This is a genomic window from Sphingomonas sp. NPDC092440 (assembly GCF_044754985.1).
GTDB lineage: Bacteria > Pseudomonadota > Alphaproteobacteria > Sphingomonadales > Sphingomonadaceae > Sphingomonas.
Map to the genome: position 1 here is coordinate 1 of NZ_JBIVQA010000017.1, position 17,778 is coordinate 17,778.

A 17,778-nucleotide genomic window follows, 5' to 3' on the forward strand; every position below is an offset into this window, starting at 1 on the left:
CCGCCCGCCAACGAAAGGAAAACCCGATCCCGAATACGGCTGATCACCGCATAGCTCAAACCGCCAGCATAGGGAATTTTAAGCGCCCACATCTGCGGAAAGTTCGGGGCCCTTTGACAAGCAGTTCGAGGAGCGCGGTCGAAAAAGGCGGTAATTTGGTGAATCCCTTTTCCGTACCAGCGGCCGAGATGACGAACTCGCTGCCGGCAAACATCTGGAAGAGCATCATCGCATAAACCGCGACCAGGGTGAACGTGATGATGAGTTGTTGAAGTTTCGACAGATCGATCGACCCGCGATTGCTCGCCTCATCCCCCTCGATCAAATCGATCAGTCGGGCTTTGAAGTTCGACGGACGATAGACGAGCCGGCCACAGACTCCGAGCGGCTCTTCATTCGGTCGATTGATGACCGGCGCGATTGGCTGGTCGGGACCGACGGACTTGAGGGAAAGCAGACCTGGCGTGGCGACGGCGGTAAAGTAGCTGAGCCCCATGACCGCAAGAAGATTGGGATCCAGTTCGACGAGCAGCGCAGTGCCTGATGTGGCACCGCCGAACCCCCAGGAACGGCATATCGCAACAGCGATGACGGCGGACAGGATCAGCCAACTCCAGAGAGCCATTTGCAGTCTGGAGAGACTGTAACGGTTGCTGCCCGCTGTCAGGATGGCCAACGGATCATCGCGCATCGACAATCCCAATCCGGCGGTCAGTGCGGCAAGCCCACCAAGCGTGCTGGCGAGGACAAGCTGCCGCGCTGTCGGATCCCAGTGCGCGAAGACCTTCGGAGCGGAGAAACGCAGGAGCGCAGGCAGGAGGACGAGCCCGACCAAGAGCGCGAAGGCAGCAAAGCCATAGGCATATCCGGCTCCGCCTTGAGGGCGCCGGGCAATACGGGTGCCGCGCGCCATCTCACTTCGGCTTCGGCTTGGAGTCGTCCGCCTTTGGTGGCGTTGGCGGCGGCCCGCCGAGCACAACCGGGGCAGCGGGTGCAGCGACAGCAGGAGCAGGAGCGGGAGCGGGAGCGGGAGCGGCAGGAGCAGCCGGCGCGTCGGCGGCCGCAACAGGAGCTGCGGCCGGTGCGGCTGCGGGACCCGCCGCCTTCGCGGTGACCTTGAGCTGAATATCTGGCGAGGCCACACCGTTCCGATCAACAAAGTGGATCGAATAATCGCCGGCTGGGGCAGCATCTGCAGCCTTGAGCTTTGAGGAGGTTGGGTCAAAGCTTACTAGGGTCGGCAGACCCTCTGCGGCATGGGGTCCAGTCCCTCCGAGCTTCATCGTGACAGCGTCGCCGCCTGCGGTAAGTGCGATCGGGTTCGGCGACACGGTCACGGGCTGCAGGACACTAATGATCGTGCGGCATTGGGAGATGGTGGTCAGTCCGCCTTCGACCGACAGATCGGGAACTCGGTTCAGGGCTACCTTAAGCGCCAGCGCATGACGTATCAGGCGTTCCTTCAACTCCGCCTTTTGGGTCTCGCCGTCCTTTGTTCGGACGCTCTGCAGTTTGTCAAATGCGCCGCTGATGGTCGACCTCGCATTGGCGATTTGGGTGGTCCAGTCGGCACCTTGCGTGAACACGCTGCTGAAGATTGCGCCGGACTGGAAGATTGCTGCGACATCCGGCGTGCGCTGCTGTGCCTGGAAATTGACGATGTCCATCGTCCCGGAGACACCGGCAAGCACCCGCTCCCCGACGAGCGTATCGTTTGCGCTGTCCGCGTTAAATCGGCGCAGTTCCCGCAATGATACCCGCGCAGCCTTGACAGCGTCGTGGGTGTTCTCGAGCGTCGCCTGCATGTCGAGAATGCTGGTCGTCAGCGGAAGCGCCTCGATCTCGGTGATGTCCTGCTCAAGCGTGGCGATCGCACTCTCGACATCGGCTTCAAGGTTGGGAAATCTGGCAATGTCGAACCGCACGCCGTCGACATCGCCATGTGCGCGCAACGCCGCTGCGCGAATGCACTCGAGATTGGTGACGCCTGCACGGTAGACTTGGGAGATCGCGACCGGGTTGACGTTTTGGTTTGCGATGAAGCCAACAGCCGCACCAGTCAGAAATTTGCCGATATCGCGTGCTGGCTTCGTCTGGGTTGAGGCAACGATGCCGGCCCCTGTCACGCCGGCGATAACGACTACGCGTGTCGCAGCGTCATAGGCCTCGAGTGTTCGGGCATGAGACAGAAGTTTGCTGCGCGCGGTCTGCAGATTCTCCATCGCCTCACTATATTTCGCAGGATTGTTGCTTGCGTTGGGGTTGATGATCGCTCCGTTGTGCCGATCGGGCAGATCAACGGTCACACAGGCTGTTGTGGTCATCAGCAGGCTAAGACAGGCCAAAACCAGGACGCGACGTCGCGCACCGCTATTTGTCATGACGCTTCCCCCAAAGCAGACCAGTGCGTGAGCATCTTACAATCGAATTTGAAGTCGTCCAACTAATCTCTGCAGCAGCCACCCAATAATCTGGATCCGAAAATACATCCAAAATGGTTGAAATGTTGAACGGCGATGCCAACACGCTTTGGCTTCGATTCGGCACAATCTTCGTGCGGCTTCTGTATAACTTTACATCTCATATCGCTCAACGGAGAATGAGAGACATGAAAAAATCTGGACGTTTTCTGTTTAGGAGATAGGCTGAAGCGCCCCCAGCCGCGTGATCCAAGCTGGCGAGCGGAATTCCGCCGAGGTGCGCTTGGCAACAGCGCGGTCGTCGATCACTTGCACGGCGTGGCCGCACAAGAAGCTCAGCGAGGTGAACATACGATAGCCGCCGATCGACCGAGATTTTTCCTCAGCTGTAACCGGACGCTCAAATCACAACCGCGCCTGTGATTTTGCTGCCGTCCCCAAGTTGGCGATACGACCGGCTAGAGGGAAGTGCAGCGACGCCGTGACAATCGAATGCCGCGCCTTGATTGGCTTACGATCCACCCCACTCTTTCGTCTCCGCCGGGCTGCTTCACCGGCAGATCAGTTCCCGGCGATGACCACGGGGGCTTCGTGAATCGGATCGTAATAGAGCGCACCGTTCTTGTACCCAATCCGCTTCAGCGCGACGAAAGCCACCAGCGGTTCATGCGCTTCTCGGCCGTCAACCGCTCGAAGATTGCTACCGACGCCAATAGTGCCGCAGCCTCTACCGTCACCGCCCTCCTTGCAGTCAAATCCGGCCCGATCCCGCTCGCGGCTCAAAACTTCGTACTTGAACTGCGCGACACGTCTGACTTCCGTCACGACGTAGCGAGCCCCTTCCGTTGGGTCGGGCTCCAAACTGCCGAGCACGGGATGCCGGATTTCCGAGAAGAGATTGGCCTCGCGCTCATCCTTTTTCTTGGCTCCGTCCCAAGCTTGGAGCGTAACGAGAAAGTCGCTGCGATCCGGGATACGGAACACCTCGGTGCCCTTGGTCGCGAGCGTGGTCGATCCGCTTTTTCCGATATCGGCACCGACCTTCGCGTTGAAAGCGCTTGTTAGAGTTGCCGTCGCCTGGAGTAAACGTGCATCGTTGATCAGGACGGAAACATCGGCCGCCGCACCGCGCACTGGTGTAATACGATCGGCGATCATGTTGGAAATGAGATCGGCGCGACCGACGCCATCTGCCGTCCAGACCCTATAAACTGAGCCCGGCCTTGGTTGATCTCCGGCGAGCCAGAGCGTCAAACCGGGCTGGGAAATACGGGCCGGAGGCGCCAGCGCCACGTGCGGCGCCGGTCGGAACCAGATCCAAAACCCGACCACGACGACAACGCATGTTGCGGCTATTTCCGCAAGCGTTCGCTTCTGCATGGATACCCCCTCAATAAGGCGGGAACCTATCATGGTTCGCGCAGTCTTTGCGGCTGGAAGCGCGATGTCCGCTAACACTGCTTAGCCGTTACGCAGCTACCGGCCAGCCATTCCTGTTGCCTACCGGAGTTTGCTCTATTCTGGAACGTCCGATATTCGGCTGATAGCCTACTTTCGACGCTGGCCGGGAATGACGACAATCTCCCCAAGGCCCGTCGACATAGCGGAGGTCAGATGCGACCGCTGCGCGGCATGTGAAGGCGCATCTGCTGCATCGCAGCGGAGCAGTCACAGCTTGCCGAGGGCCTTGACGAGCCCGATCAGTGCGCTGGCGATATGGCGCTCAACCTCATCGACTGTGATGTCGAAGCGCGACGCGACCGCGCGGTAATCAAGGCCGTCCTGCTGATGCGCGGCAAGGATCGAGCGCGACGGCTCGGGCAAAGCCTCGCACGCATCGCGATAACGCGCTGCGAGCTCCGGAGCCATTTCGCCGACATTGGACAAGGCGATCCGAATCCAAGCGCGAACCCAATAACCATCAGCCCTGTGCTCGACGATGCGCTCGTCCCCGTCGACCCGCAGGAAATCGACCTTGTCCCATCGATCGCGCGCGACCGCGATTGCGGGATGAGGCGCATCGCTCCATACCGAAAGCCACGCCGAAATACGAGCCGCTAGCCGGTAACTGGTTTGTTGCGGGTCGCGCCGTAGGCCAAAATTCGGACGGTCGTTGAATAGGTCGAGCGCCGCGGCGAGGAGCTCACGGGCTTCACGATCGGTTGCCATGACAGGTCTCCGGTTCACCGGTGCCAATTCACCGGCCGACCATGCCCCACCCCCTCCCCCTTTTTGCGAATATCGACAGGTCACCAAGGCAAGAGTTGGTCGGTCCGGGCAAACGCTCCTGCACCATGAGACGCACGGGGCATGCGCGGTGCCCGCGTAGTTGCCGCATGGGGAAGTAACAGCATGACGCCGTGACACGATGACGGCGAAAATGACGGCGCCTGACTCGGCCGACGCCGTCGTGGTAACAATGCGGTTACAATTGCGCTCGTGCCTTCATCAGGCGGCGCGTGCGAAGAGCTTGCGTGCCTTGCCTTCGATGTCGAGGCGGACGTCCTGATTGGGTTTGCTGCGCGCATGGGCGGTAATGCCTTGGACGAAATCAAACAGGCTCGTCGGCGGATGGCCTTCTTCGTCCAGCACTTGGCGAATGATTCGGACGGTATCGCTCTTCGAAAAACCGTTCTTGCGCAAGAAGCTCTCGCGATCCTCGTCGTTCCGCGCGACGATGCGGGCACGTGCGGAATTGATGCCTTCAACAAAGCTTCTCGCGGAGGATTCCGCGAACGTTTCGAGCGCCGGGGCGGCTTCATAGGCAAAGCGATTGGCCGCGAATTTCGAATGGCGGATCGAGATCTCCTCGAAATTTTCGACGCCCCATAGGCAACGGTTGGCGCACACCGCGCGGAGGTAAAATGTCGCAATTCCCAATGTTTTCGACCCGACTTCCGAATTCCACGTATAGAACCCACGGAAATAGAGATCGGGATCGCCGTTCGGCAGTTTCCCGACCTCGATCGGATGCGTGTCGTCGACCAAAAATACGAACACGTCTCTGTCGGACGCATAAAGCGTCGTCGTGTCGCGCGTGACATCGACATAAGGATTATAGTGCATCGACCGCCAGTCGAGCACGCCGGGCACCTTCCAACGCGTATCGCTGACGCCGTTGCCGGCGATCTTCATCACCGCGGCGACCAGTTCATGATCCCAGATCCGCCCGTAGTCGGGCCCGGTAACCGCGCGCAGTTCGGCACGGCCATCGCCGGTCTTGAGCAATTTCACCTGCTCCCCGCGATGATTGAGGAGACCGTGCTGGAGGTTTATGCCGGCGAGCGCGGCGGGCAATGTCCGCAGATAGGAAGCAGGCGCGCCAACAAGCGTCGACAATTGACGGAACGACCAGTTGGTCGGCGCGAGCGGCTCTTCCTCATCGGGAATGATGAAGGTCAGGCGCTCGGCATCATCCATCTTCGCCTCGACCCGTATCTCCTTGCTTTCGACGACACGGGTCGTGGCTGTCTCGGCGCGCTGCCGCACGCTCGCATAGAGATCATCGAGCGCCAGGAACTTCTCGTCATCGGGACGGGTGAACCATTCCGAGGAAACACGGCCGATGTTCTGACCGCGGGAAATGTCGACACGATAGGCGCCTGAGGCGGCAGGTGTGTCGATCGCTTCGGCGATGATGGTCATGGGAAAATCCTTTGATTGCGCGGCCCGGACCAAATTCCGGACCGGCAATCACCTCCCGCCCCCTTCCCTCCCGCTTCAGTCAGCGTCGTCGCGATCGTCGGTCGATCGAACATCCTTCGCCCGAGTGATATTGCCATCGGTATCGTAGATATTGGGGTTCGCGCCGGGCACATGCCATCCAAATATCGAGCCGGCGCTCATCGCGGCGACCTGTGGGGCCGTTGCCTCGAACGCGGCATTGATGCTGTCAACGGTCATTCCGTCCGGCATGGGCCAATAGCCCATCTCGCCGCGCTTGATCACGATCGGCGTGCCTTCTCCCGGGAGGATGGTTGCCGCCATTTCAGGGAGCAATGCGAGATTGATGATCCGGCGTGCGGCAAGGTCGAGCGCCGGTTTTGCAAGTCCCATCAGCCAGAATGGACCGAGATGATTGCGAACCCGGCGCAGCCCTACGCTGTGCGGTTCGCGTTCATCCTCGCCAGTCATCCACTTGATTGTGAGCTTGTTTTTCCATTGGTGACCATGCCGCGCACGAAAGTCGATTAGCGCCCGCCACATATCATCATCGGGCTCGGCTATTGGGTCAGGATGAAGCCGCGGCGAGCGACGTTGCTGATCTGGAAGAGGGCGAAACTCATCGCGGTGGTTCTTCATGACATCGCTCCATTTAAACAGCGCGCAGACCTATTCGGCACGCCTACTGGAACCGGCCCACCTCCTCTCCCTTTGACTCAGCGGGCGGAAATTGGCAGAATTACATTCATTGTTGTGCAATCATCCCTGCGGCACTGACAATTCCCTCATTCTCCCTCTCTTCTCGAACAAGGAATATTGATGACCGAGACGGTTCAACCCGATGTCATGGCGATGACCGTGTCATTGCTGAGCGCCTATGTGTCGAACAACAATGTGCCGGCGGCCGACCTCGCTGCACTGATCGAAACGACGCGCAAGGCGCTCATCGGCGAAGCGACACCGGCGGTACCAGCGGCGGAAGAGTTCGTGGCCGCAACGTCGGTGCGCAAGAGCCTCGCCTCACCTGATCATATTCTGAGTATGATCGACGGCAAGCCGTACAAGACGCTGAAGCGTCATATCTCGACGCACGGCCTGACGGTCGAGCAATATCGCGCGCGTTACAAATTGCCGCATGACTATCCTCTGGTCGCGGAGAATTATTCGGCATCGCGCCGTGAAGTCGCCCAACGTCTTGGGCTCGGCCGCAAGCCCGCGGTCAAGGTCGAGACGACCGTTGCACCTGCCAAGGTTGCTGCGCCTGTGACCGCGAGTGCACCGGCCGTTGCCGTCGCCGCTGATAAGCCCGTCGTGAAGGCCCCCCGCGGCAAGGCAGAGTCACCGGCAGCGGCTCCGGCCAAGAAGTCAGTCCGCGCCGCGAAGGCGGAAGCGAAGGAGCCGGCGGTAATCAAACGGAAGGCACCGACCAAACAGGCGAAATCCAAACCAGCGGCGACCCCGGCGGTCCTTGCTGAGGCAGCACCCGCACCGACCGTTGCTCCGGTGAAGAATGAGGCCGACAAGCCAGCGCGCAAGCCGCGCGAGAAGGCGGCAGCGGCAAAGCCCGCAGCGTCTGTGACCGCCGACCTCGCCTCGGTCGAAGCGAAGGCGCCGAAGAAGCGTGCGACATTGCGTCCGCGCTTCAAGGGCGAGTCCGGCAAAGCGTAATATATAATGGGTCCGCGGCAGCATCTTTGTCATGCTGCGGACCCTAATCGCCGCTCACGCGCGTGCGCTCATGCTGCGGTCGGGTATCACGTCGGCGGGACCGACGGCGCACGAAGAAGCAACATAAAAGCGGGGCCGTGGCGATGACCACGACCCCGAATTGTCAGGCGGCGAGATCAGGCAGCCTCGGCGGTCGCCTCATCCAGCTTGGCCTCGACAACATCGCTCAGGGGCTCGGCCTCGGTTTGGCTTTCGTCAATATCGGCGACATGCGTGAAGCGCATGACATCGGGCACCCAAGCGAGCGCCGCCTCGCGGATCTCGGGCTCGATCGGCACGGTTCCGGCGAAGATCTTTTCGGCCGAACTCGCCAGCTCATGCTTTTTCGACGCGCCGTAGCGACTGGCGAGCGCCTTCCCGCCGATCGTTTCGAGATGGGCAAGGATCGCGCCCTTGCTGATACGGTCGAAATAATTGGTCGCCGTCGGGCGCCACCAGAGCGCGACATCAATCTCCAGTTTTGTGCCGAGGTGATCGATCAGCGCCTCGCCCGACGATCCGGCGGGTACGGCGACGATCGTCCGCGCAACTAGCCAGCCGAGCCAGGCGGCGCGGGCACCATCGTCGAGGGCGCGAAAGGCATCGAAGCGCTCAGCACAGTCACCGACATCGACCCAGGACCGATCGAGTGCCTCGCCGAGCTTCTCCCATTGCTCGCCGGCGGGCGTATTGCTCTCATAGCCGGCCAGAGGCGACGATGCCGCATCGGCCCTGAGTTCGGTTGCGAGATCATAGACCCCGTAGTTGCGGGTGGCCTTGTCAGCCATCCAGAAAGTCATGAGATCGAGCGCGAAGCGCGGGTCGCTCGCGACATGCACGCGGAGCATCTCGGCCTTCATCTCAGCGAGCTCATGGGTAAGGCGCTGACTATAGGCGACGACCGGCTTGCGATCGGCATCGGCCGCCTCGCCGGTGTCGTCACCCTCGTCGCCCTCCTCGCCATCATCTTCCGCGCTCGATCCGTCGTCATCGACCGGGAGGACATAGAGCTGCTCGTGGATGCGCGGCGTCCCATCGTGGCCGATCACGAGAAAGGCGAGGGTTCCGGCCTTCTCCTCGTCAGTGAGGATCGGCGCGCGATTCTCGATTTCGTCCAGATCCGCTTCAAGCAGCTCGATCACCTGCGCATATTGTTCCGACTCGTCATCGTCGTCGGTCGCGTCATAAGCCTCGCGGGCCGCATCGAGTTCGACCTCGATCGCCTCGATCCGCGCTGCCTGTTCAGGCGTGAGCTCGGGCTGCTCGCCGGTAACCGGCCGCATGCCCCAGGTGTCACTATAGCCGACCTGGGCCCTGGACAGTACGCGAACCTCACCAAAACCCTCGCGTTCGCGCAGGGCCTCGGCGGCGGCGGCGAGTTTGTCTGCAGCGAGTTGATCGAGGATCCCGCCATCGATCCAGCGCTCGGTCGCGGCATCGGTGAAGAGGTCGCCGTGGAACCGACCGCCGGCCGCCTGATAAGCATCGCGCCCGACGAGCTGCGCCTTGGGATCACTGCCGACATAGGTGCCTTGCGCCAGTTCACGCCGGATATGGTCGGCGTTCGAGCGGTAATAGCTCCCCTTGAGCGCTTCGAAGACCTCGGCCTGGCGCTCGCGATCGCTGCTGCCGCTGGCGTAGGCGATGGCCACGCCGAGCGTGATTTCGCCGTTGCGCAACGCATCGAACACCGGGTCGGCGAGATCGGCGAGGCTCAACCGGCTGCGCACGAACCGCTCGGTGAGGCCGAACCTGATCGCGACCTCTTCGGGCGTCTTGCCTTCGGCCTTGATGACATCCTGGAAGGCGCGACAGGTATCTGCGGGGTTCATGGTGAGATGGAAGAAATTCTCCGCGAGGCTGGTTTCGACGACGTCATTGGCATCGCCGAGCACGAGGACCGGCAGTGCATAGTCCGGACCGAACACGCCCTTCTCGATCAGGCGGTGCACGGCATCGAGCCGGCGACCGCCCGCGATGATGCGATAATGCCCCTTTTTGCGCGATACCGGCACGCCGATCAGATTCTGGCGTACGCCTTTTGCGGCGATATTCGCCTCGAGCTGGGCGTCGGCGTACGCGTCGCTCGCCTTTCGGACATTGCCCGGCGATTTGGTGAGGTTCGCCGCGGGGACGAGGATGGGAAGATCGTTCATGATCAGAGTCTCCTGGCGGCGTGAGCCCGACCGTCAGGCCACTCACCGCCACCAATCCCCCACTCCCTTCCCTCCCTCCCGAAGGAGGTCATTCCAGTCATTATAGCCATCGGGCGGCCACAGCGTTTTGATCGAGCGCCCCGGCCGCGCATGAGCCGCCATCGCTTCGGCCGCACCGATCTCGCCGGCGACATCATTGTCGGGGAAGAGAAAGAGCCGGGTCACCGTGACGGGAAGCGCGACATGCGCCATCCGCTCATTTCCGAGCGTCGCCCAAACGGGCATATCGTGCACGACCATCGCCGACATGGCGGTCTCGATGCCCTCGGCGAGCCCGAGCTCATGGGTAGCCGGTGCCAGCACGACCGCGCCGCGAAACGGGCGTCCGAGCATCCGGCGCGAATTGTCGAGATCGCGCGCACGGCGAGGCTCGCCGCTCTCGAAGAAGGTCCGCTGAATGGCAACGAAACGTCCGTGATCGTGGAGCGCAGTGATCATGGCTGGCCGAAAATCGACGTCATCGCCGCGGCCCAACGGCGTCCGCGGATGAAAGCGGAGCGCCGGCGACAGGATCGATATACCCCGACGCCGCAGATAAAGCTCGGCGATCGTCCCAGCGATCGGCCGCGCTCCGTCCCAGATCTGAAGGGCGCGCAACCGGCCGGCGAAATCGCTACCTAGTGCCGAGCCCGGTTCAGGTGATCCGTGCCCATGATGCAGTGCATCTTTGTCGAGCAGAAGAATTGCACGAATAACGTCACGGGTGTCGCACCCGGCAAAGCATTTGAAGAGCAAGGCGTGGTCGCCGACCCTCACCGACAAGCTCGGATGCTGGTCGGGATGAGCAGGACAGCGGCACATGCCACCCCCCGGCTTCCAGATGCCGCCAAGGCGCTGGACCACCTGGCGGCCCAGCGCTTCAAGCTCGGCATTTCCAGTTCGAAAGACATGATCTGCCATCGATCATTCCTTTGACAAGTGCAGTGCGGCAGCGATGTGCAACCGCTTGGCCGAGCCACAGCGCGTGAGACGGGGTTTGAAGCGCAAGCAGACCCACAAAGCAGGCAGCGCCGCAGGCTTCCGCGCCCTACTATCTCCCACTCCCCTGCCCGGACGAGGACAGGCGGTTCCGATGCGCGGCAACGTTCATCAGGTGACTGTTTTTCTGCCGTCTTGCCCGTCGCGCAAAGCGTGACGCCAATCATGCACTCGGCAAGGAGCGCTCACCCACTGATTCCCGAGGGAGAATATCGATGACCAATGCCGATCTTGCGGAAACGATTTCCGCCTCACACGGCATTACCAAGACCGATGCGCGCAAGCTGGTTGACGCCGTGTTCGCCGCGATCACCGACGCGGTGGCCGCGGGCGGCGAAGTGTCACTCAACGGCTTCGGGAAGTTCAAGCTGAAGGAAACCGCCGAGCGCGAAGGCCGCAACCCGGCGACCGGCGAAACCATCAAGATCAAGGCTGCGAAGAAACTTGCCTTCCACCCGTCCAAGGTCGTGAAGGATCGCCTGAACGGCTGATTTTCGAGCGGCGATCCCGGTCGTGACCACGGCCGGGATCGCATCGGCGCCGTGTTGAAGCGGGCCAGGACAACTTCCTCGATTTCAACCTAACGCACGTCGTAACGGTTCGACCAACAGCAGGATATCAGGGGCCGACAGCCAGCCCACGCGCTACGGCAAACTGGATGCAAAGCATTAAGATTACCCGATTATGGGTTGGCCTGCGGATTCTTGGATGAAGGCGGGCGAGGAGGTGGTGGAGGATTATCGTACCACCGGACTTTCGCTCCGCGCGCATCCGCTGTCGTTCCTGCGCGACGAGCTTGCAGGTCGGAAGATCGTGCCCTGCAGGACGCTGCTCGACATGAAGGACGGGCGGAGGGTCGATATCGCAGGCCTCGTACTGATCCGCCAGAAACCGGGATCGGCCAAAGGCGTCATGTTCATCACACTGGAAGACGAGACCGGCATCGCCAATCTCGTCGTCTGGTCCAAATTGTTTGAGAAACATCGCCGGGTTGTGCTCGGCGCCTCGATGATGGGCGTGCGCGGCCAGGTGCAGCGCGAGGGCGATGTCATCCATGTGGTGGCCGAACGGCTCGATGACCTCTCCGGCCTGCTCGCGACCATCGGCGACCGGGGTGATGCGGCGGGCCTCTATCCGGTCGGGCGGGCCGATGTGGTGAAGCATGGCATGGGGCCGGACCCGCGCGATCCGGCCGAGCATGCCCTGGGGCGCAAAGCGCGCGATTTATTCGACCCCGACCTGCGGCTCGGGTCGGGCATAATTCCAGGGCGGCCGACCGAAGGCATCAAGGTCAAATCGCGGAATTTTCGCTAACCCGGCATTGCAGCCGCCAGACGATGAATATTGCGGCGATGGCAAGATCAAGAGCCGGCCCCGAGGCGTGATAAGGAATCGATTTTTCGTTCAATTCAAATTGGCTGCAATTTTTATTGCCAGTCAAAGCAATGCGTTCGAGGTAATGTCGGGGTCGCCGGAATAGCAGGCGGCCGGAGACCGAAGGGAGATGCCATGGATCGCCGGGCACGCGCCTTTATGTATTTCGCCTTCGCGTTCATCAATTTCGTCTTCTTCCACCACCCCGGATTGTACGCGCTCGGCGCCGTATTTCTCGTCATGGGGATTCTCCAGCTGGTCGCGCTGAAACGTGGCTAACACGTTGCTGAACTCAGCGTTGGAGGTCATTGAGGCGCCACGTACAGCGCTGACACGCAGGCTGACCCGGACCTGGCTCGCCTCAGTCTTCATGATGATCATGATCTTTGCCCTGGACCTGTTTGATCCGGGCATCACGATTCTGCTGGTTATCCTGATCGGACCTGGCGCGTTTGCCCTGCTCGTCGCCGCTGTGGCAATCCGCCGCCGCGAGAAATCATCCCTCGTCATTGGGCTGGTTTGTGCATTGCTCATTGCAGGCGGAACCGCCGCCATCGTCGAGCAGCAATATCGGCAACGCCAGGATTTTCTCGCTAACGCACACCACACCGAAGGCGTCGTAATCGAGCATTATGAACTCGAATATAAATGGGGGGTCGAATTCCATCTGAAGTATCGCTTCACGCTCCCGGCGGATGGCTCACTCGATCCCAAAGACGTTGTCGCTGAAAGCGAGGTACGCGCTCGCCGTTTCCGCGGCGCGCCGGCAGGGACGTCCGTACCTGTCCGATACGACCCCCGGGACCCCACCCATGCCGAGATCGACGTCAACGAAGAGTCCGAGCTACTCCCCTATGTCGATGCGGTTGCCGCCGCGCTCCTGTTCGGGTTCATCCTCGCCTGCCAGGCGGCCTCGGCGCGGCGGAACTGGTCGAGCCGGCGATCAACCGCGATAAGCGAAATCTGATCGCCCATTTTTTTGTGAACCGCTCCTTCAGCCGGCCCAAGCCCCTACCCGCCTCATCGAGCGGCACCGCACTTATGTAAACGCCAATCTGGATTCGCCGCCGCATCGGCGGCTGCCAAGCCCCGTTGGAGATGATGTTTTTCAACATCACCTCCAACGGAGCCGCTCTCTGCACGGGGTTCCACGCCCCTGCCGCCGAGATCTGGCGGCCCGACCAAATCATCATATGCCCCTGATGGGCGCAAATCCGGGCGGCCGGAAAGCCCGCCCAGATCGATCTGGCGCAAACTCGGATTCCAATTTAACCAACAGAGAAATATAGCTTTTTCTCGATCATCGCAGTGACGCCCGTACCAGGCAGCAAAGGGCAGTTGCGCTGCCTCCCAATGCTCTTGCGGAGAAACCGCATAATTCCTGCGGCTTTTCCCCGTCAATTGTGGCCCGCCACCAAGGCTTCAACTGACGCGAGTCGACCCGCCACGACGCGCATAGAGAAAAGCTCTCCCTGCCCCTGAAGAAGGTTCGCCGGCCCTCCTCGGGGAAGCCGCCCGTGGCACGGCTCATCGCGCCAATGCTCTCGATGCCGCGAGCAGCGAACTGCTCAATAATTGGGCAAAGCGGGCCGGACCGACTTTGTTTCACGAAATGGCTGGTGCGGGAAGCTGCGACACAGAGGCGGGGAGGTCCAATTTGGACCGATTAGGTCCTTGCAATTCGTTACAATATGATGACATTCTACGCAGAAGTAGGCCGACATCTCGCTCGGTGCCGTCGAGCCAGTTGGCGGTGGTAGTAGGCGTCGAGATGAAAGAACGCGCTGGCCGATTGACGGTGGCTGATTGCGAGGCGTGCTTCGCCGACCTCGACGATCGTGAGCGACAGTGTCTGAGACTTGTCGCCCGCAACTATAACTCAAAAGAGATTGCGCAGCGGACCGACCTCAGCGAATCGGCTGTCAACAAAATCGTCTTCGACATCCGGACTGAACTTGGCGGCCCGTATCGGTCTCAGGTTGGTCGGCTATTCACCGAATGGGAGGCTTTGGGTAGCGCCAGACGGCGGAACGATGATCTCTCTCCGTCGCCACATCCGGCAATATCAGTTCGGGACGACGAAGGCGAAGCCGTGGCTCGCTTGAACGATGCACGGGCCCCTCACTCCCTCGCTGAGCCGCAGGAAGTATATACGGTCTTGGATGGCGCTCTTCCCGTCACCAGCTACGTGCCGCTTCGCGTGGGAGGAAAGCCGACCAATCGTTTCTCGCTCAGGGTGACCTTCAACACGATCGCGATCATGGCGGCGGCAGCGCTCGTTGCCCTTGGCTCGGCCCTATCCCTACTCTCCTCCTTGAGCAGCCTGAATCACTGATTCGGCCCGACCGGGGACGCGCTAAACCTCCGCCTTCGACCACAAGCCGCGCGGATGAGCCGGGCCGGCACAGCACCACCTGCACAGCTGAGCGCTCGACTGAACTCACTATATTATTGATTTTATTAATATAAATATTTGTGTTTTCTCTATACCTAGGCAGCCTCGCTGATTTGGCGTCTCGTCGTCCCGTCATTGTTCGAGCGAACGAACGGGTCAGCCAGGGAAAGCGCGAGGGCGGCTATAAGCGCCGCCAAACGCGCCTCTCCTCTCGGATCCCCGTTTGCTCAGAGCCGGCGGGAGAAAGCTTCATGACCTGAATTCCGGGAGACACCTGATCGCAATCGCGATCGGAAACGATGCATCTTCAAGCGTCGATTTCACCAGCTCGCAGTTCTGGGCGCATTGCCCAGATATCAGCGCAGCAACCTTGTCACAGTCCAGCAAAAAGGCCCGCCTTCGCTCCTGAAGGCGGGAATGGGAAAACTATGCGTGCTCAACGCCAAGCCATTGCCCGAAATGTTGCCGAGAGGCTCTTCGCCGCCGAGGAAGCCCTCGATGTCGCGGCAGCACGGATCGCCGAACTGAACGCAGCGCTGCCGCTTGCCCGGCTTGATGTCGGTCTTTCGGCCGTCATCGGCCAGGAAGCGCTCACGAGCTCCGCCGCTGCGATGAAGCTCATCGCCAGGACCCGCGGGAAGATCGTCATCACCCACGCCAACCTCAAACAGGCCAGCGACGACATCGGCCTTGCTGAAATCAGCTACGGTGACCTCATCAAGCCCAACAAGGCCGAACTGGCGCCGCGGCGCCGACACCTGCGTGCGGCATAAAGCTTAGTCACCGGAATTATTGACGATTCCCGGTCGCTCCTGCTCCGGTAGCGAGATGACGAGACTCCAGGCTTTCCTCGCGCTGGCGACGAGACAGGACGCGTTCCTGGTGCTGCTGATCGCCAGCACCGCCTACGGCTTGCTGCAAGGCGGCCGCCCCGAAAGATTCGGGGCGGTCACCCTGTTCGTCGGGGCGGTGACCAGCGCGCTGGTCATCGGCCCAGTTGGGACGCGGTTCTACCACGTCGAACCCGGCATCCTCGAAATCGACATAGTCGTCTTGGGGGTTTTTCTATGGATCTCCGTTCGAAGCACACGCTTCTGGCCCCTGTGGGTCGCAGCTCTGCTGACAGCAGAGGTGATCATCCACGTCGGCACAGTCATTGCGCCCAGTGTCCATTGGAAGGCCTATATGAATGCGACGGCCCTATGGAGCTGGCTTATTCAGGGCATGTTGGTCGCCGGGACATTCCGACATCGCAGACGGCTGAAACGCCAGGGTGTCGACGAGCCCTGGAAGACCTGATCGCAATTACCCACCCGAACCGGGCGCCAGAACTGGCCGTGCGCCTCATCGAACGTTTCGGATCGATTGGGGATACTTTGTCGGCAACACCGTTCGATCGATCCGCCATCCTCGGCAGCGAACCGGATATCGAACGGACCCTTCATTCGGTATGGTTCGTGATCAATCACATGTTACGCGGCAGGATTGCCCGGCGCCCGATCCTTTCGACCGAGCCCGCCGTGATCGATTATCTTCGCTGCGGCATGGGTTTTGAGCCGATCGAGCAATTTCGGGTGCTCTTCCTCAACGCGGCGAATGAGCTGATCGCAGACGAGGTGATGGCGACCGGCACCGTCTCAGCGGTTCACCCCTACCCGCGCGAAATCGTGAAGCGCTGCCTGGAACTGGGCGCGACAGCTCTCATCCTCACCCACAATCACCCTTCCGGCAATCTCGCACCATCAAAGGCGGACATCGAACTAACCCGACACATCGTCGGTGCAGCGCATTCGCTCGGCATAGTCGTGCACGATCACCTCGTTGTGGCAAAGAACGGCTGCACGAGCTTCCGCCGCGCAGGTCTGCTGTGAACCGCCCTCAGAGACCACTGATCGGCACACCGGTCGACGACCACCGCAGGACGGATGGCGACCTTGTCACCTTTCGCGCGCCGGCATGTAGAGCCTTGATGCGCCTTGATAAAGTACTCGAACAGAAGATCGGCAAGCAGCTCTCGGCCCGCCCCTATTGGGTACTTCTGCTTCAACTCTATCTTGCGGAGGCCGAAGGGCGGACCATCTTTCAATCGTGCCTCTCGATCGACAATGTTCCAGCGAATGCCCATCGACGATCCGCTCGCCTGGCCGAGCTCGGCATCGTGAAGCGTGAACCGGCTCACGGTGACCATCGTCGCGTCGATCTACATTTGACAGAAGCGACCCGCGAAATGATCGAAAAGGCGTTGGATGCCGCGGTCGTCCTTTATCGCGCGGTTTCTGACGAGCTCCTACCGGGCTCGAGCACTTCCGTACTCTTGATGCCCAAGGACGACCTGTGGTACTACAAATATCTCAGTACCAAGAATGAGATTGGTCCGATGAACGTACTTCGTGGACGGATAATCGCCGGCGGGCGGATAGCTTTGCCCGCGGAGATCCGACGCTCCCTTGGCCTTCAAAATGGCGATACCGTACTGTTCGAAATGCAGGGCGACGAGGTGCGTATCCGCCCTGCCCGCTCGGCGCTTCGGCGCGTGCAGGAGCGCTTGCGTGAGTTCGCGCCGAAAGATGGTCTTGTATCGGACGAGTTGATCGCGGAACGTCGCGCCGAGGCATCACGTGACTGAGGAAACAAGCGAGCGTCTCTATGTCCTCGATGCCTCCGCCCTCCTCTGCGTCATGTTTGGCGAGCCCGGCGCCGAACGCGTCGAGGAGCGCCTTACCCGCGCGTTGGTCTCGGCAGTGAACTACCATGAGGTATTCGCCAAATTGGTCGATCGCGGGGTCGACGCCGAGGAAGCAAAGACAATGCTTGGGGACCTCGATATCGATATCATCGAGGTTGACCGCGAGCAGGCCGACCTGGGAGGCGCACTACGCGCTCATACCCGCAAGGCCGGCCTGTCGCTCGGCGATCGCACATGTCTTGCTCTGGCGCAGTCTAAGGGAGCGGTGGCGGTAACGACCGATCACGCCTGGCGCGAACTCGATGTTGATATCGAGGTTGAGGTCGTCAGGTGAAACCA

At 61.0% G+C, this 17,778-nt stretch carries 19 protein-coding genes; 10 read left to right on the forward strand and 9 right to left on the reverse strand.

The genetic code is table 11. From position 1 onward, the window contains the following. Positions 1-55: 55 nt before the first annotated feature. From ACIQCS_RS21220 to ACIQCS_RS21245, 6 genes are all read right to left on the reverse strand, one after another. Positions 56-913, reverse strand: a complete 858-nt coding sequence (locus ACIQCS_RS21220; protein WP_401531642.1) for a hypothetical protein — start codon at positions 911-913, stop codon at positions 56-58. 1 nt (position 914) lies between these two features. After that, on the reverse strand, positions 915-2,381 hold the full coding sequence (locus ACIQCS_RS21225; RefSeq protein WP_401531644.1) for a hypothetical protein: 1,467 nt from the start codon (positions 2,379-2,381) through the stop codon (positions 915-917). 600 nt (positions 2,382-2,981) lie between these two features. Then, positions 2,982-3,800: a hypothetical protein gene (locus ACIQCS_RS21230; protein ID WP_401531646.1), complete on the reverse strand. Its 819-nt coding sequence runs from the start codon at positions 3,798-3,800 to the stop codon at positions 2,982-2,984. A gap of 288 nt (positions 3,801-4,088) precedes the next feature. Beyond that, entirely contained in the window at positions 4,089-4,589 is a 501-nt protein-coding gene (locus tag ACIQCS_RS21235; RefSeq protein WP_401531648.1) for a sigma factor-like helix-turn-helix DNA-binding protein, read from the reverse strand. A gap of 279 nt (positions 4,590-4,868) precedes the next feature. Further along, complete coding sequence (locus tag ACIQCS_RS21240; RefSeq protein WP_401531650.1) at positions 4,869-6,065, reverse strand: DUF932 domain-containing protein; 1,197 nt, start codon at positions 6,063-6,065, stop codon at positions 4,869-4,871. A gap of 75 nt (positions 6,066-6,140) precedes the next feature. Further along, positions 6,141-6,722, reverse strand: coding sequence for a hypothetical protein (locus tag ACIQCS_RS21245; protein WP_401531652.1), 582 nt, complete (start codon positions 6,720-6,722; stop codon positions 6,141-6,143). Between the two features lie 180 nt (positions 6,723-6,902). Between ACIQCS_RS21245 and ACIQCS_RS21250 the strand changes: the two genes are divergently transcribed. Then, positions 6,903-7,751 carry a MucR family transcriptional regulator gene (locus ACIQCS_RS21250; protein ID WP_401531654.1) on the forward strand — a complete coding sequence of 283 codons (849 nt, stop codon included), beginning with the start codon at positions 6,903-6,905 and terminating at the stop codon, positions 7,749-7,751. Positions 7,752-7,927: 176 nt separating this feature from the next. Here the strand turns inward: ACIQCS_RS21250 and ACIQCS_RS21255 are convergent, their stop codons facing one another. Beyond that, positions 7,928-9,946 carry a ParB/RepB/Spo0J family partition protein gene (locus ACIQCS_RS21255; RefSeq protein ID WP_401531656.1) on the reverse strand — a complete coding sequence of 673 codons (2,019 nt, stop codon included), beginning with the start codon at positions 9,944-9,946 and terminating at the stop codon, positions 7,928-7,930. Positions 9,947-9,988: 42 nt separating this feature from the next. Then, positions 9,989-10,906 carry a toprim domain-containing protein gene (locus ACIQCS_RS21260; RefSeq protein ID WP_401531658.1) on the reverse strand — a complete coding sequence of 306 codons (918 nt, stop codon included), beginning with the start codon at positions 10,904-10,906 and terminating at the stop codon, positions 9,989-9,991. 293 nt (positions 10,907-11,199) lie between these two features. On the opposite strand from ACIQCS_RS21260, the gene ACIQCS_RS21265 reads away from it, so the two are divergent. Continuing rightward, a complete protein-coding gene (locus ACIQCS_RS21265; RefSeq protein ID WP_401531659.1) occupies positions 11,200-11,475 on the forward strand; it encodes an HU family DNA-binding protein in 276 nt (91 codons plus the stop codon). A gap of 217 nt (positions 11,476-11,692) precedes the next feature. Continuing rightward, the gene (locus tag ACIQCS_RS21270; protein ID WP_401531661.1) at positions 11,693-12,298 is read left to right on the forward strand and encodes an OB-fold nucleic acid binding domain-containing protein; all 606 of its coding nucleotides are present in this window, start codon (positions 11,693-11,695) and stop codon (positions 12,296-12,298) included. Positions 12,299-12,421: 123 nt separating this feature from the next. Here ACIQCS_RS21270 and ACIQCS_RS21275 read toward each other — a convergent pair whose 3' ends face one another. Then, positions 12,422-12,739, reverse strand: a complete 318-nt coding sequence (locus ACIQCS_RS21275; protein WP_401531663.1) for a hypothetical protein — start codon at positions 12,737-12,739, stop codon at positions 12,422-12,424. Between ACIQCS_RS21275 and ACIQCS_RS21280 the strand changes: the two genes are divergently transcribed. The 7 genes from ACIQCS_RS21280 (at position 12,729) to ACIQCS_RS21310 (ending at position 17,773) form a co-directional block, all read left to right on the forward strand. Then, on the forward strand, positions 12,729-13,325 hold the full coding sequence (locus tag ACIQCS_RS21280; RefSeq protein WP_401531665.1) for a DUF3592 domain-containing protein: 597 nt from the start codon (positions 12,729-12,731) through the stop codon (positions 13,323-13,325). The two genes, ACIQCS_RS21275 and ACIQCS_RS21280, sit on opposite strands and share 11 nt — an antisense overlap. 804 nt (positions 13,326-14,129) lie before the next feature. Beyond that, positions 14,130-14,693, forward strand: a complete 564-nt coding sequence (locus ACIQCS_RS21285; RefSeq protein ID WP_401531667.1) for a helix-turn-helix transcriptional regulator — start codon at positions 14,130-14,132, stop codon at positions 14,691-14,693. 488 nt (positions 14,694-15,181) lie between these two features. Then, positions 15,182-15,526, forward strand: a complete 345-nt coding sequence (locus tag ACIQCS_RS21290) for a hypothetical protein (protein ID WP_401531669.1) — start codon at positions 15,182-15,184, stop codon at positions 15,524-15,526. Between the two features lie 55 nt (positions 15,527-15,581). Further along, entirely contained in the window at positions 15,582-16,052 is a 471-nt protein-coding gene (locus ACIQCS_RS21295) for a hypothetical protein (RefSeq protein WP_401531671.1), read from the forward strand. Next, positions 15,956-16,624 carry a RadC family protein gene (locus ACIQCS_RS21300; protein ID WP_401531673.1) on the forward strand — a complete coding sequence of 223 codons (669 nt, stop codon included), beginning with the start codon at positions 15,956-15,958 and terminating at the stop codon, positions 16,622-16,624. Before ACIQCS_RS21295 ends, ACIQCS_RS21300 begins: the two co-directional genes overlap by 97 nt. A 98-nt stretch (positions 16,625-16,722) precedes the next feature. Next, on the forward strand, positions 16,723-17,379 hold the full coding sequence (locus ACIQCS_RS21305; RefSeq protein ID WP_401531675.1) for an AbrB/MazE/SpoVT family DNA-binding domain-containing protein: 657 nt from the start codon (positions 16,723-16,725) through the stop codon (positions 17,377-17,379). Next, positions 17,372-17,773 carry a type II toxin-antitoxin system VapC family toxin gene (locus ACIQCS_RS21310; protein ID WP_401531677.1) on the forward strand — a complete coding sequence of 134 codons (402 nt, stop codon included), beginning with the start codon at positions 17,372-17,374 and terminating at the stop codon, positions 17,771-17,773. The genes ACIQCS_RS21305 and ACIQCS_RS21310 overlap by 8 nt, the downstream gene beginning before the upstream one ends. The last annotated feature ends 5 nt before the right edge of the window (positions 17,774-17,778 follow it).